25 protein-coding genes, 1 tRNA gene and 1 riboswitch are annotated in these 21258 nt (G+C 66.7%); of the genes, 14 read left to right on the top strand and 12 right to left on the bottom strand.

All coding sequences use genetic code 11. The features are described from left to right. Position 1: 1 nt before the first annotated feature. Complete coding sequence (locus tag GEM_RS13495) at positions 2-1678, bottom strand: FAD-dependent oxidoreductase (protein ID WP_014897948.1); 1677 nt, start codon at positions 1676-1678, stop codon at positions 2-4. 380 nt (positions 1679-2058) lie between these two features. Between GEM_RS13495 and GEM_RS13500 the strand changes: the two genes are divergently transcribed. Next, positions 2059-2862 (top strand): EAL domain-containing protein, encoded by an 804-nt coding sequence (locus GEM_RS13500; RefSeq protein ID WP_014897949.1) that lies wholly within the window; start codon positions 2059-2061, stop codon positions 2860-2862. A 234-nt stretch (positions 2863-3096) separates the two neighbouring features. Here GEM_RS13500 and GEM_RS13505 read toward each other — a convergent pair whose 3' ends face one another. Together GEM_RS13505 and GEM_RS13510 are read right to left on the bottom strand one after the other, a co-directional pair. Beyond that, the gene (locus GEM_RS13505; RefSeq protein ID WP_014897950.1) at positions 3097-3507 is read right to left on the bottom strand and encodes a GFA family protein; all 411 of its coding nucleotides are present in this window, start codon (positions 3505-3507) and stop codon (positions 3097-3099) included. A 126-nt stretch (positions 3508-3633) separates the two neighbouring features. Next, positions 3634-4425, bottom strand: coding sequence for an IclR family transcriptional regulator (locus tag GEM_RS13510; RefSeq protein ID WP_014897951.1), 792 nt, complete (start codon positions 4423-4425; stop codon positions 3634-3636). Between the two features lie 76 nt (positions 4426-4501). Here GEM_RS13510 and GEM_RS13515 point away from each other — a divergent pair, with 76 nt between their 5' ends. Continuing rightward, positions 4502-5689 (top strand): acyl-CoA dehydrogenase, encoded by a 1188-nt coding sequence (locus GEM_RS13515; protein ID WP_014897952.1) that lies wholly within the window; start codon positions 4502-4504, stop codon positions 5687-5689. A gap of 137 nt (positions 5690-5826) precedes the next feature. Here the strand turns inward: GEM_RS13515 and GEM_RS13520 are convergent, their stop codons facing one another. Further along, positions 5827-6465 carry a peroxiredoxin gene (locus GEM_RS13520; protein ID WP_014897953.1) on the bottom strand — a complete coding sequence of 213 codons (639 nt, stop codon included), beginning with the start codon at positions 6463-6465 and terminating at the stop codon, positions 5827-5829. A 316-nt stretch (positions 6466-6781) separates the two neighbouring features. Between GEM_RS13520 and GEM_RS13525 the strand changes: the two genes are divergently transcribed. The 3 genes from GEM_RS13525 to GEM_RS13535 all read left to right on the top strand — a co-directional run bounded on the left by GEM_RS13525 (position 6782) and on the right by GEM_RS13535 (position 8084). After that, the gene (locus GEM_RS13525; protein WP_006754606.1) at positions 6782-7084 is read left to right on the top strand and encodes a DUF883 family protein; all 303 of its coding nucleotides are present in this window, start codon (positions 6782-6784) and stop codon (positions 7082-7084) included. Positions 7085-7207: 123 nt separating this feature from the next. Continuing rightward, positions 7208-7597 carry a phage holin family protein gene (locus tag GEM_RS13530; RefSeq protein WP_014897954.1) on the top strand — a complete coding sequence of 130 codons (390 nt, stop codon included), beginning with the start codon at positions 7208-7210 and terminating at the stop codon, positions 7595-7597. Positions 7598-7640: 43 nt separating this feature from the next. Beyond that, on the top strand, positions 7641-8084 hold the full coding sequence (locus tag GEM_RS13535) for a DUF3318 domain-containing protein (RefSeq protein ID WP_014897955.1): 444 nt from the start codon (positions 7641-7643) through the stop codon (positions 8082-8084). A 65-nt stretch (positions 8085-8149) separates the two neighbouring features. Here the strand turns inward: GEM_RS13535 and GEM_RS13540 are convergent, their stop codons facing one another. The 7 genes from GEM_RS13540 to glyA all read right to left on the bottom strand — a co-directional run bounded on the left by GEM_RS13540 (position 8150) and on the right by glyA (position 12958). After that, entirely contained in the window at positions 8150-8602 is a 453-nt protein-coding gene (locus GEM_RS13540) for a type IV pilin protein (RefSeq protein ID WP_014897956.1), read from the bottom strand. Continuing rightward, positions 8599-9072 carry a pilus assembly protein gene (locus tag GEM_RS13545; RefSeq protein WP_041490690.1) on the bottom strand — a complete coding sequence of 158 codons (474 nt, stop codon included), beginning with the start codon at positions 9070-9072 and terminating at the stop codon, positions 8599-8601. Before GEM_RS13545 ends, GEM_RS13540 begins: the two co-directional genes overlap by 4 nt. 193 nt (positions 9073-9265) lie before the next feature. Continuing rightward, entirely contained in the window at positions 9266-10099 is an 834-nt protein-coding gene (locus tag GEM_RS13550; protein WP_014897959.1) for a type IV pillus assembly protein, read from the bottom strand. Then, positions 10083-10508, bottom strand: a complete 426-nt coding sequence (locus GEM_RS13555; RefSeq protein ID WP_014897960.1) for a hypothetical protein — start codon at positions 10506-10508, stop codon at positions 10083-10085. The genes GEM_RS13550 and GEM_RS13555 overlap by 17 nt, the downstream gene beginning before the upstream one ends. Continuing rightward, on the bottom strand, positions 10508-11071 hold the full coding sequence (locus tag GEM_RS13560) for a GspH/FimT family pseudopilin (RefSeq protein WP_014897961.1): 564 nt from the start codon (positions 11069-11071) through the stop codon (positions 10508-10510). The genes GEM_RS13555 and GEM_RS13560 overlap by 1 nt, the downstream gene beginning before the upstream one ends. A 153-nt stretch (positions 11072-11224) precedes the next feature. Then, complete coding sequence (gene nrdR / locus GEM_RS13565) at positions 11225-11704, bottom strand: transcriptional regulator NrdR (protein WP_014897962.1); 480 nt, start codon at positions 11702-11704, stop codon at positions 11225-11227. 6 nt (positions 11705-11710) lie between these two features. Then, positions 11711-12958, bottom strand: coding sequence for a serine hydroxymethyltransferase (glyA, locus tag GEM_RS13570; protein ID WP_041490547.1), 1248 nt, complete (start codon positions 12956-12958; stop codon positions 11711-11713). 137 nt (positions 12959-13095) lie between these two features. Next, positions 13096-13196, bottom strand: a riboswitch (ZMP/ZTP riboswitch). Positions 13197-13376: 180 nt separating this feature from the next. Here glyA and GEM_RS13575 point away from each other — a divergent pair. The 9 genes from GEM_RS13575 (at position 13377) to GEM_RS13615 (ending at position 19952) form a co-directional block, all read left to right on the top strand. After that, positions 13377-14123 (top strand): SDR family oxidoreductase, encoded by a 747-nt coding sequence (locus GEM_RS13575; protein WP_014897964.1) that lies wholly within the window; start codon positions 13377-13379, stop codon positions 14121-14123. Between the two features lie 118 nt (positions 14124-14241). Continuing rightward, on the top strand, positions 14242-14727 hold the full coding sequence (ybgC, locus tag GEM_RS13580; RefSeq protein ID WP_041490548.1) for a tol-pal system-associated acyl-CoA thioesterase: 486 nt from the start codon (positions 14242-14244) through the stop codon (positions 14725-14727). Between the two features lie 130 nt (positions 14728-14857). Continuing rightward, a complete protein-coding gene (gene tolQ, locus GEM_RS13585) occupies positions 14858-15535 on the top strand; it encodes a protein TolQ (RefSeq protein ID WP_010091489.1) in 678 nt (225 codons plus the stop codon). A 10-nt stretch (positions 15536-15545) separates the two neighbouring features. After that, on the top strand, positions 15546-15995 hold the full coding sequence (gene tolR, locus GEM_RS13590) for a protein TolR (RefSeq protein WP_014897966.1): 450 nt from the start codon (positions 15546-15548) through the stop codon (positions 15993-15995). Continuing rightward, positions 15992-17059 (top strand): cell envelope integrity protein TolA, encoded by a 1068-nt coding sequence (gene tolA, locus GEM_RS13595; protein WP_014897967.1) that lies wholly within the window; start codon positions 15992-15994, stop codon positions 17057-17059. Before tolR ends, tolA begins: the two co-directional genes overlap by 4 nt. 109 nt (positions 17060-17168) lie before the next feature. After that, positions 17169-18464 carry a Tol-Pal system beta propeller repeat protein TolB gene (gene tolB, locus GEM_RS13600; protein ID WP_014897968.1) on the top strand — a complete coding sequence of 432 codons (1296 nt, stop codon included), beginning with the start codon at positions 17169-17171 and terminating at the stop codon, positions 18462-18464. Positions 18465-18481: 17 nt separating this feature from the next. Then, a complete protein-coding gene (gene pal / locus GEM_RS13605; RefSeq protein WP_014897969.1) occupies positions 18482-18994 on the top strand; it encodes a peptidoglycan-associated lipoprotein Pal in 513 nt (170 codons plus the stop codon). A 19-nt stretch (positions 18995-19013) separates the two neighbouring features. Next, entirely contained in the window at positions 19014-19763 is a 750-nt protein-coding gene (gene ybgF / locus GEM_RS13610; RefSeq protein ID WP_014897970.1) for a tol-pal system protein YbgF, read from the top strand. A gap of 112 nt (positions 19764-19875) precedes the next feature. Then, a tRNA-Lys gene (locus GEM_RS13615) sits at positions 19876-19952 on the top strand. 290 nt (positions 19953-20242) lie between these two features. Here GEM_RS13615 and GEM_RS13620 read toward each other — a convergent pair. Continuing rightward, entirely contained in the window at positions 20243-21190 is a 948-nt protein-coding gene (locus tag GEM_RS13620) for a cupin domain-containing protein (protein ID WP_014897971.1), read from the bottom strand. Positions 21191-21258 lie beyond the last annotated feature (68 nt).

Raw genomic sequence — 21258 nt, forward strand, 5'->3', positions numbered from 1 at the left:
TTCAGCATGCGCAGGTCGCGCGCGCCAGTGCGTCGGCGATCGCCTGGCGATCGAGCGCACGCAGCCGTGCGCAGACGTGCTGATCGGGGCGCAGCAGATAGAACGTGCCGGGCTTCGCGTCGTAGCGCTGCGCGGCGAAACCGTCGACGTCCTCCACGACGTCGACGCCGGCCACCGGTGTCGCGTGCCCGGCCGGCACGATCAGCACCGGCCGCACCGGCAGCGCGAGACCGTCGAGCGCCTGCGCGAGCGCGGCGGCGTCGCCCGGCAGCCCGAACAGCACACCCGCGAAGCCGTCGCCCAGATGCTTCAGCAGCCAGCCCGCTGCGCCCTGCGCGCGCACCGGCGCATCGGCCGCTGCCGCGCCCGGGCGCATCGCGCACGCGAACGTGTCGCCGGTGCGGTCCGGCGTGTTCAGCGGCGAATCGGTCAGCACGGCCGGCACCGACAAGCGGCCGCTGTTCACGAGCTTGCGCGCGAACTCGCAGTCGCGCGCGAGCTTCAGCGTCGCGTCGCGGAACACGCGCGACACCGCACTCTTCGGCGTGATGAAGTCGGTCGAGCGCGTCGAGTGGCGGATGTTCTCGTCCGCCGCGAACTCACGCTCGCTCGCATAGGTGTCGAGCAGGCGGTCGTCCGAGCGGCCGTCGAGCACGAGCTTCAGCTTCCATGCGAGGTTGTCCGCGTCCTGCACGCCGCTGTTCGCGCCGCGCGCGCCGAACGGCGACACGCCGTGCGCGGAATCGCCCGCGAACAGCACGCGGCCGTGACGGAACGTATCCATCCGTTGGCAGCGGAACGTATAAACGCTCACCCATTCCAGCTCGAACTCGACGTCCGCCCCGAGCAGCGCACGCACACGCGGGATCACGCGCTCCGGCTGCTTCTCGGCGACCGGATCGGCATCCCAGCCGAGCTGGAAGTCGATGCGCCACACGTTGTCGGGCTGGCGATGCAGCAGCACCGACTGGTTGCGGTGGAACGGCGGATCGAACCAGAACCAGCGCTCGGTCGGGAATTCCGCCTTCATCTTCACGTCGGCGATCAGGAAGCGATCCTTGAACGTGCGGCCGCGGCTCTCGAGCCCCATCGCCGCGCGCATCGGGCTGCGCGAGCCGTCGGCCGCGATCACGTAGCGCGCGCGCAGCGTCTCGATGCCTTCCGGTGTCTCGACGGTCAGCGCCGCATGGTCCGCCGACTGCGCGACGCCCGTCACCTGGTGCTTCCAGCGGATGTCGAGGTTCGGCAACTCGAGCGCGCGCTCGGCCAGATAGCCTTCGACGTAGTACTGCTGCAGGTTGATGAACGCGGGGCGCGCGTGGCCTTCCTCCGGCAGCAGGTCGAATGCATACAGTTGTTCGTCCTGCAGGAACACCTTGCCGACATGCCAGCTCACGCCCTTGTCGACGAAGCGCTCGCCGCAGCCGAGCCGATCGAAGATCTCGAGTGTGCGCTTCGCGAAGCAGATCGCGCGCGAACCCGTCGACAACGTGTCGTCGTCGTCGAGCAGCACGACCGGCACGCCCTGCTGCGCGAGGTCGATCGCGGCCGACAGGCCCACCGGGCCCGCGCCGACGACGATCACCGGGTGGATCGCCGCGTCATCGCCGGCGGCCCGCGTCGCGCGCGGGCGGTAGTCGAACTTCAGCGTCTGGTAATCGATGCTCATGGTTGCCATCCGCTCCTCAGCCCTGCCGTACGCACGCCGGCGCGCGCAGCGTCGTTCCGTCCCTGCCCGTCGCCCGCCGCTGCCCCGGCCCGCCCTTGCTCGTCCATTTCCAGTCAACCGCCACGTCTCGCTCCTTGCTTCCTGTTGATTCGATTCGGGAAACGGCGCCGTTCCCGGGCGCCCGAACGCCGCTTTTCTTGATCGGCGACACATCCTTGGATTTACGAATAGTAAAACCAATTACGAATAGTGAAATCAACGTAAACCCTAGCCATCGACTCGGGGACGGGATAACCATATGAGCGAAACGCCAAGCCGAGCCGGGCGCGCGCTGCTAATATCGAGACATGAGGCGGCCCTTTCGGCCGCCATTTTTCCGTTCTACGCCGATGATTCCGCCCAACATTCCCGAGCTGGTCGCCCGCGCCGGGCAACTGCCGTATCTACGGGAACACCTTGCGCTCGCCGACGGCGGCACCGCGTGCGCGAATCTGCCGGAGCGCACGCTCGCCAGTGCGTACGACCCGATCTACGACGTGACGATGCCGGGCGCGCCGCAGTCGACCTCGTTCGCCGATGCGATCGAGCGCTACGGCGACGAACTCGGCTTCCAGGCCGTCACGCTCGTCACCGGCGCCGCACACGATCCGGTCGACTCGGCCGTGGACGACCAGGCGCTCGTCGCGATCGACCGGTTGTCGCGCGCGCTGCACGCGATCAACTTCTTCGGCGCGCAGCGCCACGGGCTGCTGTTCCTGCGTGTGCACGAACGGCTGCTCAAGAGCGTGAAGTACGACCACGGCAAGCATTTCTCGTCGGTGCTGCAGCGCTTCGGGCTGCCGGTCGAGCGGATCGTGATCGAGCTGCCGGCGGTCGCGGTCGCGCACAAGACCTTCCTCGGCTACCTGACGCGCAGCTACCAACATCACGGCTTCAAGGTCGCGGACAAGCTGCCCGATCCGGGCCGCATCCTCGCGGTCGAATCGGAGATGGCGCGGCCCGACTACATCAAGATGGATGCGGGCATCGCGCTGCGCGACGGGATGGTGAAGGCGCTGGTCGCGTATGCGCAGCGCGTGCGGATTCCGCTGATTTTCGACGGCGTCGTCGACGAGACGCAGTGCGAGCTGCTGCGCCAGCACGACGTGCGGTTCATGCAGGGGCCGGTGTTCGCGAAAGTCGTGCCGGCGTGATTGACGGCGTGGCGGCCGGCTAGCGGGAGCAGCCGGCTCGCGGGGAGCGTCGCGCCGGATCGTGGATTCGGTTCAGCAAGTGTGTTGCGGCGGGGTCGGGGTGTGGTGCGCAGGGTCGCTCGTGGCGCGATGCCGCGCGATACGCGGTGCTTTGTCCGTCACGCGCAAAGGTCGAGCCTGCGTCGAACACGCTCGCGTGCTCGATGCCGCCGTGTCGCCGTTGATGGTCGCAGCCTAGTCTCTTCCGCCGTCGGCGTATTTCGGCAGATCGTCGTCGATCTCGATGCCCGGGAAACGATCCCCGTACCAGACGTGCCACGCGGGACGCAGCCGCGCCGGCTCGTCGAGCGTTGCATAGTTGATTTCCACGGTCGTCGCCGCATTGGCCAGCCGGTACTCGAGCTGCGCGCCGCAGCGGCCGCAGAAGCGCCGCTCGCCCCACGTGCTCGACGCGTAGACCGTCGGCTCGCCCTGCAGATAGTCGAACGCGTCGAGCGGCACCGATGCCGACGCGACGACCGCCGCGCCCGTCGTGCGCTGGCAGAGCCGGCAATGGCAAAAACCGGCATCGGTCGGAATGCCGGTGATCCGGTAGCGGATCGCACCGCATGCGCAACCGCCTTCCATCGTTTCCGGGTGTGACATCGCGAACCTCGTCGTCGTCGGGAAGCTGGTGAACGATGATGAATGCGGTTCACCCGCGACGCAACGGGCGGCTGCGCCCCCTCCCGTTCCCGCGCCCCCGGCGACGCACCGCTTGCGGTGTGCGTCTTAGGCCGTTTGCCCGAGCCGCTGCGCGAGCGCCTTCAGCTTCGGCCCGACCTGCGTGCGGAACACCGCCTCGTCCATCGACGACGCGGGCCCGCTGCAGCTCAGGATCAGCCAGCGCCCCTCGCGCGGCTCGCGAAACGGCACGGCCGCCGCGTTCACGTCCATGTGCCACGCGCGGAACGAATAGCAGCATCCGCCCGCGGAGAATTCGGCCACCGCTTGCTGCGCGGCAGCCACGAGCGCATCCGCGTCGGCCGCGCCGCCCGCCGCGCGGTGCAGATCCGCATAGAGCGCACGGCGCACGTCCTCCGGCTGCACGGCCAGGTACGCGCGACCCATCGAGCTCGTCAGCATCGACAGCCGCGACCCGGGTGCGAGCCCGAGCGTCAGCGCGGTTTCGCTGCGGATCGTTTCCAGATAGATCATGTCGAGCCCGTCGCGGCAGCCGAGCGACACGGCCGCGCCGATCTCTCGTGCGAGCGCCTGCATGTGCGGCCGCGCGAGATCGATGGTGCCCGAGCCGGACAGCAACGCGTAGCCGAGCGACAGCACGCCGGCGTCGAGCGCATACTTTCCGAGCGTCTCGTCGTAGCGCAGGTAGCCGAGCACGGTCAGCGTATAGGCGAGCCGGTTCACGGTCGCCTTCGGCAGCCCGGTGCGCTCCGCGAAGTCGCGATTGCCCAGCATCGTCTCGCCGGGCCGGAATGCGCGCAGCAGGTCGAGCCCGCGCGCGAGCGCAACGACGAACTTGCGTTCGTCGATCGTGGTTTCGTCGATGGTTGAAAGCGGCATCTGATGCTACACTGGGTTCAATTTGCAAAACATTGTTCCGCAGAGCGGAACTCCAGTCAAGCGAGGAGATGAAACGATGAGCGCTGCAACTTTTCATTGGGACGATCCGCTGCTGCTCAACCAGCAACTGACCGAAGAAGAGCGGATGGTGCGCGATGCCGCGCACGCCTATGCGCAGGACAAGCTCGCGCCGCGCGTCACCGAGGCGTTCCGCCATGAACGCACCGACGCCGAGATCTTCCGCGAGATGGGTGAAGTCGGGCTGCTCGGCCCGACGATTCCGGAGGAATACGGCGGCCCCGGCCTCAATTACGTGAGCTACGGCCTGATCGCGCGCGAGGTCGAGCGCGTCGATTCCGGTTACCGCTCGATGATGTCCGTGCAATCGTCGCTCGTGATGGTGCCGATCTACGAATTCGGCTCGGACGCGCAAAAGCAGAAATACCTGCCGAAGCTCGCGAGTGGCGAATGGATCGGCTGCTTCGGGCTGACCGAGCCGAACCACGGCTCCGACCCGGGCAGCATGGTCACGCGCGCGAAGAAGGTGCCCGGCGGCTATTCGCTGTCCGGCGCGAAGATGTGGATCACCAACTCGCCGATCGCCGACGTGTTCGTCGTGTGGGCAAAGCTGGAAGAAAACGGCAAGGATGCGATCCGCGGCTTCATCCTCGAGAAGGGCTGGAAGGGCCTGTCGGCGCCCACGATCCACGGCAAGGTCGGACTGCGCGCGTCGATCACCGGCGAGATCGTCCTCGACGACGTGTTCGTCCCCGAAGAGAACCTGATGCCGAACGTGAGCGGCCTGCGCGGCCCGTTCACGTGCCTGAACTCGGCACGCTACGGGATCGCCTGGGGCGCGCTCGGCGCGGCCGAATCGTGCTGGCACACCGCGCGCCAGTACGTGCTCGACCGCCAGCAGTTCGGCCGGCCGCTCGCCGCGAACCAGCTGATCCAGAAGAAGCTCGCCGACATGCAGACCGAAATCACGCTCGGCCTGCAGGGCGTGCTGCGTCTCGGCCGGATGAAGGACGAAGGCACGGCGGCCGTCGAGATCACGTCGATCATGAAGCGCAACTCGTGCGGCAAGTCGCTCGACATCGCGCGGCTCGCACGCGACATGCTCGGCGGCAACGGCATCTCGGACGAATTCGGCGTCGCGCGCCACCTCGTGAACCTCGAAGTGGTCAACACGTACGAAGGCACGCACGACATCCATGCGCTGATCCTCGGCCGCGCGCAGACGGGCATCCAGGCATTCTTCTGAGCATTCGCGCGCAGTACGCGGAGCGCCCGCCGCACCGTTCGCGCTGAAACGACACGGCCCGCCCGGCATCGCTGCCGGGCGGGCCGTTTTCATCGGCGCCCGCGTTCGTCACGCGCCGCCGATGCGGCAGCCGCTGCTTACTTGTTCGGCTGCGGCGTGAGGCGCAGGTACGGACGCACCGCGTTGAAGCCCTTCGGGAAGCGCTGCTTCAGCTCGTCCGGATCCTGCAGCGACGGCACGATCACGACGTCGTCGCCGTCCTTCCAGTTGCCGGGCGTCGCGACCTTGTAGTTGTCGGTCAGCTGCAGCGAGTCGATCACGCGCAGCACTTCGTCGAAGTTGCGGCCCGTGCTGGCCGGATAGGTGATGATGAGCCGCACCTTCTTGTTCGGGTCGATCACGAACAGCGAGCGCACCGTCAGCGTTTCGTTCGCGTTCGGGTGGATCATGTCGTACAGTTCCGAAACCTTGCGGTCCGCGTCGGCGATGATCGGGAAACCGACGACCGTCGACTGCGTTTCGTTGATGTCGTTGATCCAGCCCTTGTGCGATTCGACGCCGTCGACCGACAGCGCGATCACCTTGACGTTGCGTTTCTCGAATTCGCCCTTCAGCTTCGCGGTCAGCCCGAGCTCCGTCGTGCACACCGGCGTGTAGTCGGCCGGGTGGGAGAACAAAACGCCCCAGCCGTCGCCGAGCCATTCGTGAAACTTGATACTGCCCAGGCTCGATTCCTGCTCGAAATCCGGTGCGATGTCACCAAGACGCAGACCCATGATGTTCCCTCCTGGAACGATGCTGGTTGAAACCGCGCGCTGTCGGCGCGGGCAGTCCATCAGCTTACGGGAAGCAATGGGACATGCGAACGATTATTACGTTCGATATTCATACTTTTTTGTCATTTTTACCCGTTGGCCGAACGGGGCGGACGGCAGCAAAGGAAACTTTTCTTCCCGTTGGCGGCTCTGTTGACGATTACGAGTCGTTTACCATGCAGTCTTGCGCTGCCGCAGTGTGTCGTCCCCGCTCGCCAGCGGGCAGGCGTTTCGCTACGATGTGAACCTGCAGCATGACAGCACGAAGGGAGTTGCAATGTCGGAAATCAACAAGGAGAAACTGATGTCGGATATCAAAACCGTTCTCGCGGACGCCGAGGATCTGCTCAAGCAAGCGGCGAGCAGCACGGGCGACCGTGCGGCCGAGCTGCGCGAAAAAGCCATGTCGCGCCTGAAGCAGGCCAAGGAAAAGGCAACCGACGTCCAGGTCGTGGTGGTCGAGAAAGGCAAGAAGGCCGCGCGCGCGACCGACGATTACGTGCACGAGCATCCGTGGACGTCGATCGGCGTCGCAGCCGGCGTCGGCGTGCTGATCGGTCTGCTGATCAACCGCAAGTAACGCGCTCTGCGCCGTTTAGCCCCATGTGCCGCCCATGCGGCCCATGGGTGCCGAAGCCAGCCGGCGGTTTGCCACCGGCTGGCTTTGACCTAGCCGCTCACTGCGCGCGCAAGCGCCTTATCCATGACGACAGACACCCACCCGCAGCCGTCCGGCCAGGGACCGCTGCGCCGCCTCGTCGGCTCCGCAATCGGCCTCCTGCAAACGCGCCTCGAACTGGTCGGCATCGAACTCGCCGAGGAGAAGGAACGCCTGATGGGCGTGCTGTTCCTCGGGCTCGCGGCGATGATGCTCGCGACGATGGCGCTCATCAGCCTGACCGTGCTCATTACGATCGCGTTCTGGGACACCTATCGCTGGCAGTCGCTCGCGGCGATCACCGTGCTGTACGCCGTCAGCGGCATCGGGTGTGCACTGAAGGCACGCGCGGGGCTGCGCGATGCGCCGACGGTGTTCGAAGCCACGCTCCACGAACTCGAGAAAGACCGCGAAATGTTCCGCGGCAAGCCGTGAACGCAGTCGCGTTCGCCCCTCTCACCTACTTCGCCGACGCGCCATGAGCCAGAACGTCACGGGCAATTCACCCCGCCCCCATTCGTCGCGATCGAACTGGACCGCGTCGCAGCATCGCGCGCTCCGCAAGGAGCTGCTGATCCTGCGATCCGAGGTCGAGCGGCTGGAGCTTGCAGAAGCCTCCGCCGAAATGCGCCAGGCCGTCACGCGCTTCAGCTGGCTCAAGGTGTTGATCCCCGGCCTCTCCAGCAACAAGTTCAGCCAGTCCGCGAGGAACCTGAACGCGAGCCTCGGCCAGCTCGTCAACCAGTATCCGATGCTGAGTTCGCTCGCATCGCTCGTGCTGGCGAAACCCGTTCGCTCGCTGCTGCGCGCGAGCGCGGGCCCCGCGCTGAAGTGGGGCAGCGTCGGGTTCGCCGCGTGGGAGATCTACCGGATCTGGAAGCAGTCGCGCAACGAGCGCGGCAGCGCTGCGAACGACGACTGACACGCCACGACACATGCGCACGGCCATGTGCCGTCGCGCGTGTTCCGCGCGTTTCCCGCGCGTCATCAACGCACGCCCCAGCATGCCGGATCCGGTGCGTTCGCATCGCCGTCGCTCGATCCCGCATTGCCTTTCGTTCCGTCCGAACGCAGCGTGAATGCCCCGCATGCGTCGTCGCGCATCGGGCCTGTGTCGAGCGGGCTCGCGACGAGCTCGTAGACCACCGGCACATCGTCGCCGACCGGGCGCCGCAGCACCACGCGATAGACCGGCTGCCCGTCCGGCGGCGCCTGGCGGAATGCTTCCGGCAACGTCTGCGGCGGCGCGCCGTCGAGCGTTTCGAGATACTGAGCCGCCCGATACAGCGCGGCAACCGCGGACGCGCGATGCGTGCGCGCGACATGCTCGCGATACGACGGGATGCCCCATCCGGCCAGCACGGCGACGATCGCGAGCACGATCATCAGCTCGAGCAACGTGAATGCCGCCGATCGGCGCAGCAGCGTTCGTCCGGTCATGGATGCACCGCCGCGACACGACGCCAGCGCTGCGCAACGATGCTGCCGTCGCGCAGCGCGACCTGACGCTGCAGCCAGACGACGCTGGACGCGTGGCCGCCGACACCACGCGCGGTGACGAGGTAAGCGCGGCTGCCTGCCGGACCGACGCCTCGCCATGCTTCGATGAGGCAACGCGGCGGCTGGACCGCCATCGGCCAGGACGCGAACGGCGGGAATGCCTCGGCGACGCCCAGCGCCGGCGTGCGCCGCCACGCGTCCGGCTCGGCATTCGGCTTCGCGTCCGAGGCGGATTCCTCGATGTACGGCGCCATGCCGCGCAGCAATTGCACGGTACAGGCGGCCAGCGCAGCATCGGCCGCGTGGAACGCGATCAACCGATCCGACAACGCACGCGTGCGACGCGATTCCGTCAGCGCGGATTCGAACCATGTGCCGGTCAGCACCGCGACGGCCGCACCGATCGCGATCACCGCAGGCAACGCAAGGCCCGCGTCGCGACGCCAGCCGTGGTTGGCGGACAGCACGCGTGTGCTCCGTTCTCGCCGGTTCAGCACGATGCCCCCGACGCGTGCTGCGTGCCGCAGGACGCCACGATGCTCTTGCTCGCATGGTCCATCTCGATTCGCATCGCGATCTCGCCGGCATGCCTGTTTGCGCGGATCATCGGAACGTCTCGTATGCATGCGCTACTTCACCTCCGGAATCGGCGAACGCGGAATTCCGCAATGCGACGATTCGATGTAGCACCAGTTGCGCACGGCCATCATGCGAAACCACCGTGCGGCCATCGCAATCGACATGGCCCGTCGCCGCGCCGGTCGGTTCGCCGCGCGCGCGCACGCATACATGCACGGCGACGACATCGCGCCAGTCGCCGGCGCGCATCGCCTCGGCGTCGACGAACTGCCCGTCTGCGCGACGCAGGTAGCGCACACGCAGCTGGTCGATCCCGGACACGACGGGTTGCGGCGTGCCTGGGCGCCCGCTGCCTTCGCAGTACAGCTCCGGCTCGCCCGTCGACGGACTGACGTGCGCGTCGAAACGGTTTTCCACGAGCGGCCGCCCGCCGGGCGCGCCGACACCCTGCCCGAGACAATCCGATGCCTGAGCGCTGAGCGTCGGCCAGGTCGACACGGCATCACCGACATAGCGGATCAGCACCGCGTCCGACGCTGCGCGCACGGCTTCGCACCGCACCTGCGCGCCGTGGCCTCGTACGCGCCCCGCGGAACAGCCGAACACCGGCGGCAACGACGGCGACGCTTCGACGTCGAGCGGCCGGAACCCTGCCATGCGGAGCTGCTGGCCGATCAGCGTCAGTGCGGTCGCGGCCGCATCGCGCATCCGGAACCCGTCTTCCGCCCGCCGCTGCGCGACCTGCTGCGCGTGGTACAGCGCGCCGGCAGCAGCCAGCACGAGCAGACCGACAGTCATCGCGATCAGCACTTCGAGCAGCGTATGCGCGCGAATGCGGCGATCAACGCTCATTGGCATTGGCCTCGGCCTCCCGAAACGGAATCCGCACGCACGACGGTGGCTCGACCGCTGCCCCCGCGCCTTCGCAGCGCGTCGACGCCGCCGCCTCGGCGCCGCGCCAGCCAACGATCACATACCGGACACCGCCTGCTCCGTGGTCGAGCGTCATCGCGCCGCCCGGCAACGATGCGGCCGCGAGCGCCTCGATGCCGTCGTCGGCACCTGCGGCTGCGTGCCGGCGTTCGATGCGCGCATCGGCGAGCCACAGCGCGCGTTCACGCCAGATCGTCGCCCGCTGCGCGCGCGCCATCGCGAGCTGGCTGCCGGCCACCGCCAGCATCACGGCCGCGAGCAGCGCAATCGCCAGCACCGCTTCGAGCAGCGACGTGCCGCGCATCCGCGTGGGCATCCACGTTGGCATGCGCATCACGCCGCGTCGCAACGGCCCGCGGCGACGCGCGCCCGACCACCCGCCGCAATCCGTACGCAACGCGACACGCGTACCGCGTCCCCACCCGGCAACGCCCGTTGCGGGCGCAATTCGAACCGCCGGATCCCGCCGATCACCTGCCCGGCCGGCGGCGCAAACGCCAGGTCGTGCGCCGCGCCCGCGACGGCAATGTCGGCATCGCGCGGATAGCGCCGCAGCACGCGCGACTGCCCGTCGAACTGCCCGCTGACGATCCAGCCGCACGACCATTCCGCCGGGTCGCACCGTTCGCCGGACTGCACGCAGTCGCCGTCGCGCCCGGCCCGGCACAACGTGACGCGCACGCCGAGACGCGTCGCCTCGGTGCGGGCGAACGACAGCGCACCGAGCAGCGCGCGCGAGCGCGCATCGACGCGTTCGCGCATGCGCCACTGATCGAAAGCGGGGGCTGCGTAAAGCCCGATCCCGGCCGCCAGCGCGATCGCGACCATCAGCTCGACGAGCGTGAACCCGCCGCAGCAGCGCATGCTGTTCTCAACGACCCGCGGGTGCAGTTCCATCGCCATCGCCCTCCGTCAACGTGATGCGACGACTGTAGCGACGCGAGCGGCCACACGCCATTAGCCGAACGGCCGACTGGCGACATGCGATCGCAGCCGACACAATCGGTGCGAACCGAACCTACGGAGAAGACGATGTACGAACGCAGCGCGTCAGCGCTTACGTGGAGACTTGGAGGGGGACGCGCGACGGAACTCTTCGATCACGTCGGCAAATTCGGAGACGTCCTCGAACCGGCGGTATACCGATGCGAAGCGGACATAGGCAATCGTATCGAGGCCGCGCAACTCGTTCATCACGAGTTCGCCGAGCTTCTCGCTACGCACTTCACGCTCGCCGGTCGCGAGCAGTTGATATTCGATGCGGGCGACCGCCGCGTCGATCGCGTCAGCCGCAACCGGCCGCTTGCGCAGCGCGAGTTGCATGCTGGCGACGATCTTGCGACGGTCGAACTCCGTGCGGCTGCCGTCCTTCTTCACGACGGCCGGCAAGTTCAGCTCGACCCGCTCGTACGTCGTGAAGCGCTTGTCGCAAGCCGAGCAGCGACGGCGCCGACGAATCGCGGCGCCATCTTCGGACACGCGCGAGTCGACGACCTGCGTGTCTTCATGCCGGCAGAACGGGCAGCGCATCGTCGATCAGCGATAGACCGGGAAACGCTTGGTCAGCTCGGCCACTTGCGCGCGCACGCGCTCGATCGTCGCCGCATCTTCCGGGTTCTCGAGCACGTCGGCGATCAGGTTGCCGACCTGCTCGGCTTCCGCCGGGCCGAAGCCGCGCGTCGTCATCGCCGGCGAACCCAGACGGATGCCGCTCGTCACGAACGGCTTCTCCGGATCGTTCGGGATCGCGTTCTTGTTCACGGTGATGTGCGCCGCGCCCAGTGCCGCTTCCGCTGCCTTGCCCGTGATGTTCTTCGCGCGCAGGTCGACCAGCATCACGTGGCTTTCCGTACGGCTCGACACGATCCGCAGGCCGCGCTTGACCAGCGTTTCAGCCAGCACGCGTGCGTTCTCGACCACCTTCTCCTGATACGCCTTGAATTCCGGCGACAGCGCTTCCTTGAACGCCACGGCCTTCGCCGCGATCACGTGCATCAGCGGGCCGCCCTGGATACCCGGGAAGATTGCCGAGTTGATCGGCTTCTCGTACTCCGACTTCATCAGGATCACGCCGCCGCGCGGGCCGCGCAGGCTCTTGTGCGTGGTCGTCGTCACGAAGTCCGCGTGCGGCACCGGGTTCGGATACACGCCCGCTGCGATCAGGCCCGCGTAGTGCGCCATGTCGACCATCAGGTACGCGCCGACCGACTTCGCGATCTTCGCGAGACGCTCGAAGTCGATCTTCAGCGCGAATGCCGACGCGCCTGCGACGATCAGCTTCGGCTTGTGTTCCTGAGCCAGCTTCTCGGCAGCGTCGTAGTCGATGTCTTCCTGCTCGTTCAGGCCGTAGCTGACGACGTTGAACCACTTGCCCGACATGTTGACCGGCGAGCCGTGCGTCAGGTGACCGCCGTGCGCGAGGCTCATGCCCATGATCGTGTCGCCCGGCTTGAGCATCGCGAAGAACACGCCCTGGTTCGCCTGCGAACCCGAGTTCGGCTGCACGTTCGCGGCTTCCGCGCCGAACAGCTGCTTCACACGGTCGATCGCCAGCTGCTCGACCACGTCGACGTATTCGCAGCCGCCGTAGTAGCGCTTGCCCGGATAACCTTCCGCGTACTTGTTCGTGAGCTGCGAGCCCTGGGCGGCCATCACGGCCGGGCTCGTGTAGTTTTCCGACGCGATCAGCTCGATGTGGTCTTCCTGGCGGCGGTTTTCCTGCTCGATCGCAGCGAAGATTTCGGGATCGACGTTCGCGATGGTGCTTTGGGCTCTGTCAAACATACGGTTTCCGTTAAGTGTGTACAGGTTGACCGGGGCGGCCGAGTACATTGCGCTGCTGGCAGGACCAGCTCGACGTGGCGGAAGAATCCGTATGACGCGAGACAGGACAGCCACCTGCGATGCACGCAACGGCGCACAACGGCTGCCCAGGCGAACGGCAAAAACGGTGCCCCGCGCTTCACGGTGGGATGCTCCACCTTGAACCCGAAGGGTTCTATCGCCAGTCACGCAGGGGTGATGAGCGCGTTAGTGTATTGGATGCGTCATGAATAGGCAACCGCGCGGCAGCGGCTCCGAATCAATAGGGGCCAGACTCTACGCGCCCGTGCCGACGCGCTTCGCCGCCTTGCCGCGGTGCGGCAATCTCAGTAGGCTTGCGGGATACTATCCGCTACTTTGTTACCGACCAGGAGCAGCAATGATCGTGTTCGTCACAGGCGCGTCCGCCGGATTCGGCGCCGCCATCGCCCGTGCCTTTGTCAAGGGCGGCCACCGCGTCGTCGCCACCGCGCGCCGCAAGGATCGTCTCGATGCGCTTGCGGCCGAACTCGGCGACGCGCTGCTGCCGCTCGAGCTCGACGTGCGCGATCGTGCGGCCGTCGAAGCCGTGCCGACCGCCCTTCCCGCCGAATTCGCGGCGCTCGACGTGCTCGTCAACAACGCCGGTCTCGCGCTCGGTGTCGAACCGGCCCAGAAGGCCAGCCTCGACGAGTGGCAGACCATGATCGACACGAACTGCTCGGGCCTCGTGACCGTCACGCACGCGTTGCTGCCCGGCATGATCGCGCGCGGCCGCGGCCATATCTTCAACCTCGGTTCGGTTGCCGGGACCTATCCGTACCCGGGCGGGAACGTATACGGCGCAACCAAGGCTTTCGTCCGACAATTCAGCCTGAACCTGCGCGCCGACCTGATCGGCACGCCGTTGCGCGTGACCGACATCGAGCCGGGCCTGTGCGGCGGCACGGAATTCTCGAACGTCCGCTTCCGCGGCGACGACACGAAGGCCGCAAACGTCTACCAGAACGTCCAGCCGCTTACGGCCGAGGACATCGCCGACACGATCTACTGGATCGCGACGCGCCCCGCGCACGTGAACATCAACACGATCGAGATGATGCCGGTCGCCCAGGCCCCGGCCGGCCTCGCGATCCATCGCGGCTGACCCGTCGAACGCAGCCGCGGGCCCGCTTCCAGCCGGCCTGCGGCGTGCCCCGGTGTGCTACGACGTACTACATTCCGTTACGAATCGGTTACGAATCCGATCCCGGCCTTCCGGTAAAATGCGCGCCATGACTCAGCCTACCCGCTCCCCGGACGCGCCCTCCGGCTTCATCTGGCCGGTTCGCGTGTACTACGAGGATACCGATGCAGGCGGCATCGTCTTTTATGCCAACTACCTGAAATTCTTCGAGCGCGCCCGCACCGAATGGCTGCGCGCGTGCGGTATCGACCAGCGTCAGCTCGCCGACGACACCGGCGCGATCTTCATCGTCCGCAGCACGACGCTCGACTACCGCGCGCCGGCGCGACTCGACGACTCGCTGGCGATCACGAGCCGGCCGGGGCGTATCGGCCGCGCATCGGTGGAATTCACGCAGGAAGCCTGGCGTGGCGACACGCTGCTCGTCGCCGGCCACATCCGCCTCGGCTGCGTCGACCGTACCGGCATCCGGCCCGCGGCGATCCCGCCGGTCGTGCTCGACGCGCTGCAACGCGGGCCCGTCATCGACACCGGGCAGACTCTATTGTCAACGAAGCTCGGATGAGCACCGTTTAGACAAAGCCTATGAACTTGCCTTCCTGAATTGATACTAAGCAAGGTTCGGCGCCAGGCCTGGCCGGCGCGCCGCGCCGCACGCATACCGGGCGCCCCGAAGGGACGTTAATCAAACCTCTATGAACACTTCTCAAGACCTGTCGATCATTTCCCTCGTCCTCAACGCGAGCGTGCTGGCCCAGGCCGTGATGGGGCTGCTGCTGCTGCTGTCGCTGATGTCGTGGACCTTCATCTTCCGCAAGTGGTTCGCGATCCGCCGCGCCCGCGCGCAGACCGAACGCTTCGAGAGGGATTTCTGGTCGGGCGGCGACCTGCAGGCGCTGTACCAGAGCGCGGCCAACAACCGTCATACGATTGGCGCGCTCGAGCGGATCTTCGAATCGGGGATGCGCGAATTCCTGAAGGCGAAGGAAAAGCGGATCAGCGACCCGGGCCTCGTGCTCGACGGTGCGCGCCGTGCGATGCGCGCATCATTCCAGCGTGAAATGGACGTGCTCGAAGCAAACCTCGCGTTCCTCGCGTCGGTCGGCTCGGTCAGCCCGTACATCGGTCTGTTCGGCACCGTCTGGGGGATCATGAACTCGTTCCGCGGCCTCGCGAACGTGCAGCAGGCCACGCTCGCGAACGTCGCGCCGGGCATCGCCGAGGCGCTCGTCGCCACCGCGATCGGCCTGTTCGCCGCGATTCCGGCAGTGGTCGCGTACAACCGCTACGCGCACGACATCGACCGCCTCGCGATCCGTTTCGAGACCTTCATTGAAGAGTTCTCGAACATCCTGCAGCGTCAGGCCCAGTAAGGAGCACGCCATGGCAGGAAGTCCCATTCGATCCAGCATGCGCGGCGGCCGCGGGCGCCGTGCGATGGCCGACATCAACGTCGTCCCGTACATCGACGTGATGCTGGTGCTGCTCGTGATCTTCATGGTCACCGCACCGCTCGTCGCACCGTCGATCATCAACCTGCCGACCGTCGGCAACGCCGCGCCGCAGGAACAGACGCCGCCCGTCGTGGTCAACATCAAGGCCGACCGCACGATGAGCGTCAAGTACAAGGGCGAGTCCGGCGCGACGCAGGAAGACACGATGACCAAGGCCGAGCTCGACAGCTTCATCCTGGCCCGGCAGACCGACCATCCCGACCAGCCGGTCGTGATCGCGGCCGACAAGACCGTGCAGTACGATGCGGTCATGACCGTGATGTCGGATCTGAAGGCGCGCGGCGTCAAGCGCGTCGGCCTCCTCGTCAAATCGCAATGAACCGGCAGCAATCCACGCGCAGCAACGCCTACCCGCCTCAGCCCCCTCGCGAGCGCGGCACCTGGCGCGCATTCGCGCTCGCCGCGCTGATGCACGTGTTGCTCGGGCTGTTTCTCTATCACGGCGTGCAGTGGCAGAACAGCACGCCGGCCGGCGCCGAAGCCGAGCTGTGGACCGAGGTGCCCGACGTCCCCGCGCCGCGGCCCGTCGTCACGCCCACGCCGCCCGCAAAGCTCGCGCCGCCCCCTCCCCCGGTCCGGGACGAGCAGGCGGACATCGCGCTGCAGCAGAAGAAGCGGCAGCAGGAAGCGGCCGCGCGCGAAGCGCTGCTCGAGCAGCAGCGCCGCGCACAGCAGCTGAAGGCGCAGGAAGAGGAAGCCCGGCGCGCGCAGCTCGCGGCCCAGCAAGCCGCCGCGCTCGCCGCGGAGAAGGCGGCCGAGCGCGCAAAGCAGAAGCAGGCGGACAAGCTCAAGCAACAGCAGCTCGTGGAGCAGCAGAAGCTCGAACAGCAGAAGCTCCAGCAGCAAAAACTGCAGCAGCAGAAGCAGGCACAGCTGGAAGCGCAGCAGGCGGCGAAGGCCAGGGCCGACGCGGCCGCGAAGGCGAAAGCGGAAGCCCAGGCGAAGGCCAAGGCCGAAGCGACGGCACGCGCGAAGGCCGACGCGGCGTCGAAGGCGCAACTCGACCGGGAACGCAGCGCACGTCTCGCGCAGATGCAGGGCATGTCCGGCGGCGGCGAAGGCGGTGGCGAAGGCCTCGCGAAGAGCGGCACCGGCTCGGGCTCCGGCGGCAATGCCGCATCGCCCGGCTATCCGGACAAGGTGCGTCGACGCGTGAAGCCGAACATCGTCTGGGGCGGCGAGCGCGCCGGCCTGACGACCATCGTCGCGATCCGCTGCACGCCGTCGGGCGACGTGCTGAGCGTATCGATCCGCCGTTCGAGCGGAAATTCGGGGTGGGATCAAGCCGTGGTCAATGCGATCCAGGCGTCGGTCCCATTGCCACCCGATTCTAACGGTCGTACCCCGTCCGACATTACGATTACCTTCAAGGCGGCGGAGTGATCGCAAATGCGCTTACACTCCGTGCGTCGCTGCCGGACGGGAACGAATCGGGTATTTTTACTGTCTCTGCGGTTGCGCAGCGATCCAAGTCACATGGGAAGCAAGAAGCATGAGTTTGATGACGAAACTAGGTTTCAGGGCACTCGTGGCCTCGTGTCTGATTGCGGCCGGCGGCGCCGCTAACGCGCAGGTCAACGTGCTGATCACCGGCGTCGGTTCGACCCAGTTCCCCATCGCCACCGCGAACTTCGCGAACGAGGCAGGCCTGCCGCAGCAGGTCACTTCGATCGTCCGCGCGGACCTCGCCCGCAGCGGCAAATTCACCAATATCGACGCGGGCAGCACGCCCGTGCCCGAGACCGCCTCGGTCGATCTCGGCGCATGGAAGGCCAAGGGCGCGAACGCGTTCGTGGCCGGCAGCGTGAACCGCGAAGCGAACGGCCAGTACAAGGTGAACTTCATCCTGTACGACACCGTGAAGCAGCAAAGCCTCGGCGGCCTGTCGCTGACGGCGAACGACAACACGATGCGCACGGCCGGCCACAAGATCGCCGACTACATCTACCAGAAGCTGCTCGGCGTGCGCGGCGTGTTCGCCACGCGCCTGTCGTACGTGATCAAGACGGGCAACCGCTACCAGCTGCAGATTTCGGATTCGGACGGCCAGAACGCGCGCATCGCGCTGTCGAGCACCGAACCGATCATCTCGCCGTCCTGGTCGCCGAGCGGCACGAAGGTCGCGTACGTGTCGTTCGAGCGCAAGAAGCCGATCGTCTACATCCACGACCTGCCGACCGGCCGCCGCTACATCGTCTCCGACCAGAAGGGCAACAACAGCGCACCGGCATGGTCGCCGGACAGCAACACGCTGGCCGTCGCGCTGTCGCTGTCGGGCAACACGCAAATCTATACGGTCAACTCGACGGGCGGCGGCCTGCGCCGCCTCACGCAGAGCGGCTCGATCGACACCGAGCCGTTCTATTCGCCGGACGGCCGCTGGATCTACTTCACGAGCGATCGCGGCGGCGCACCGCAGATCTACCGGATGCCCGCGCAGGGTGAAAGCGCCGGCTCGGCACAGCGCGTGACCTTCACCGGCAACTACAACACCAGCCCGCGCATCAGCCCGGACGGCAAGCTGCTCGCCTACATCTCCCGCACGGGTGGGGGGTTCAAGCTGTACGTTCAGGATCTGCAATCCGGCGCGGCGAACGCCATCACGAATACCAATCGCGACGAATCGCCCAGCTTCGCGGCAAACGGCCAGTACCTTCTCTATGCTACCCAGTCGGGTGGTCGCAACGTGCTGGCAGCAGTGCCCTCCGACGGCAGCGCGCCGCCGCAAATCCTGTCCGTCCAGGGCGGCTCCGTTCGTGAGCCGTCGTGGGGGCCCTTCATGCAATGACCACAAGGAGAGTAACCATGATGTCGAACAAAGCTCGTCTGGCCCTGGCCGTGATGATGATCAGCGCGCTCGCCGCATGTAAGTCGGGCGTGAAGCTCGACGACAAGGCGAACAACGCGGGTGCAGTCAGCACGCAACCGAGCGCCGACAACGTCGCGCAAGTGAACGTCGATCCGCTGAACGATCCGAACAGCCCGCTCGCGAAGCGCAGCATCTACTTCGACTTCGACAGCTATTCGGTGAAGGACGAGTACCAGCCGCTGCTGCAGCAACACACGCAGTACCTGAAGAGCCACCCGCAGCGCCACGTGCTGATCCAGGGCAACACCGACGAGCGCGGCACGAGCGAGTACAACCTCGCGCTGGGCCAGAAGCGTGCGGAAGCCGTCCGCCGCGCGATGGCACTGCTCGGCGTGAACGACTCGCAGATGGAAGCCGTGAGCCTCGGCAAGGAAAAGCCGCAAGCAGCAGGTCACGACGAAGCATCGTGGGCGCAGAACCGTCGCGCCGACCTCGCCTACCAACAGTAAGTAACGGAAGAGCCGCCGTATGACGCACCGTGTATCCTGGCTGCGCATCGCCGCAGCATTCTGCGTCGTCGGCGCGGCGTGGTCGGCCGCGCCGGCGCACGCCGGCGTGTTCGACGACAACGAAGCGCGCCGTGCCGTGCTCGATCTGCGCAGCAAGACCGACAACCAGGCCAGCCAGTTGTCGGCCGCCCAGCGTACGATCCTCGATCAAACCGGCCGTATCGACCAGCTGAACCAGCAGGTCGCGACGCTGCGCGGCGAGAACGAGGACCTGACGAACCGGCTGACGACGCTCGAACGGCAGAACAAGGAGTACTACCAGGATCTCGACACGCGACTCAAGAAGTTCGAGCCGCAACAGGCAACGATCGATGGTGTCGAGGGCACCGTGCAGCCGGGTGAAACGGAGGCGCTCAGCGCGGCGCAGCAGCAGTTCCGCAACGGCAACTTCAAGGCAGCCGCGGCATCGTTCCGCGGTTTCATCACGAAGTATCCGCAGAGCCCGTACCAGCCGACCGCGCAGTACTGGCTCGGCAACGCGCAATACGCGCTGCGCGACTACCGCGGCTCGACTGCGACTTGGCAAGCGATCGTGAGCAAGTATCCGCAGCATCCGCGCGCGGCCGACGCCCTCGTCGCAATCGGCACGAACCAGCTCGAACAAGGCCAGAAGGCGGCCGCGAAGAAGACGTTCGAGCAAGTCGTGTCGCAGTACGCCGGATCGAACGCTGCGCAGACTGCGCAGGGCAAGATCGAGAGCATCAAATAAATTATCGTGCTGAGTTGTTGACAGACCTGCAAACCGTCGCTATAATTTTTTGCTCTTTAGGTCGTTACGCAAGTTGTTGTTAGCGCAACGGACTAACAGGTTTCAAGAACGTGGGGTGGTAACTCAGTTGGTTAGAGTATCTGACTTTTAATCAGAGAGTCGAGGGTTCGAGTCCCTCCCACCCTACCAACTATCTTTGATAGTGCAAATACAGCCTCCCAAGTGGAGGCTTTTTTGCGTCTGCTTCCTGCCGCGTCGCGCTCGGCATCTCGACGATGCGCGCGCCGATTTCGACGAAGTCGACCGGACGGGGAGCCTGCGGTGCACCGGTGCATGCGGGTGGCCGCGAAACGGGCGGCCCGATCAGGAATGCCGCGAAACCGGCGAGCAGCGCGCCCCCACGATGCGGCCACGAATGCGAACGCCGGCTGCTGGATGATGGTCAGGTTCATTGCGCAGCCCCAACCGCGCTTGCCGTCCTACACGCCGCGCTGCGCGCGCCGCCAGCGCCCCGGCGTCGTGCCGAGCACCGCGCGAAACGCCTTGCCGAACGCCGCCTCCGACTGATAGCCGACCGCCTGCCCGATCTCCGCCTGCCCGCGCTGCGTATCCTGCAGCAGCGCGCATGCGTGCATCATCCGGATCTGCGCGACGAACGCGCCGACACTCATCCCCGCCTTCTCGCGAAACTGCCGCGCATACGTCGCCCGCGACATCGCGGATGCCATGCCGAGCGACTCGACCGTCCACGGCTGCTCCGGCGCCTGCAGTACAGCCTGAACCGACGGACCGAGCCGCGCATCGGCAGCCAGCGCGAGCCAGCCGGCCGGCACGCGTGCATCGCGGCCGTACGCGCGCAGTGCATACGCGAGCAGCGCCTGCCCCAGCGCGTTCACGATCGCGCGCGCACCCGGCTGCGCATTCGATGCCTCGGCGCGCAGCACGCTCGTCAGCAGTTGCAGCGACGCGGGCCCCGACGCTTCGCGCAACCCGACGTGCAGCACGCGCGGCAGCGTGCGCATCAGCAATTCCCCGGCCCCGCGCGCATAGACGAAGCGGCCGCAGAGCAGGTCGACACTCGCATCGGCCGGGTCCGCGAAATCGCGATTCGACTTGACCGGCAGCACCGCGCCGCCGGCTGCGCCCGGTTCGCGCAGCGACGCGACCGATCGCACACCACCGCCGTCCACATCCGACAAATCGTGTGCGTCGCCCGCCGGCAGCAGCACGAAATCGCCGTCAGCCAGCCGTAGCGTGCGCCCGTCCGCCGTGCGCAACCGGCACGTTCCGGACAGCAACAAGTGAAACGCCGCCTCGCCGGGCGGCAACGGGTCGTGCGGCATCGCGAACGGGCCGTCGAGCAGGCAGCGCACGTCGAGTTCGACATGGCTGCGGCCCAGCGACAACAGTTGACTCAATGCGTCCATGAGACGTTTGCGCTAAAAATTGACACTCTAGCGTATCGAAACCCTCAGCGTGAACGCTCAGAATAAGC

Source organism: Burkholderia cepacia GG4 (assembly GCF_000292915.1).
GTDB lineage: Bacteria > Pseudomonadota > Gammaproteobacteria > Burkholderiales > Burkholderiaceae > Burkholderia > Burkholderia cepacia_D.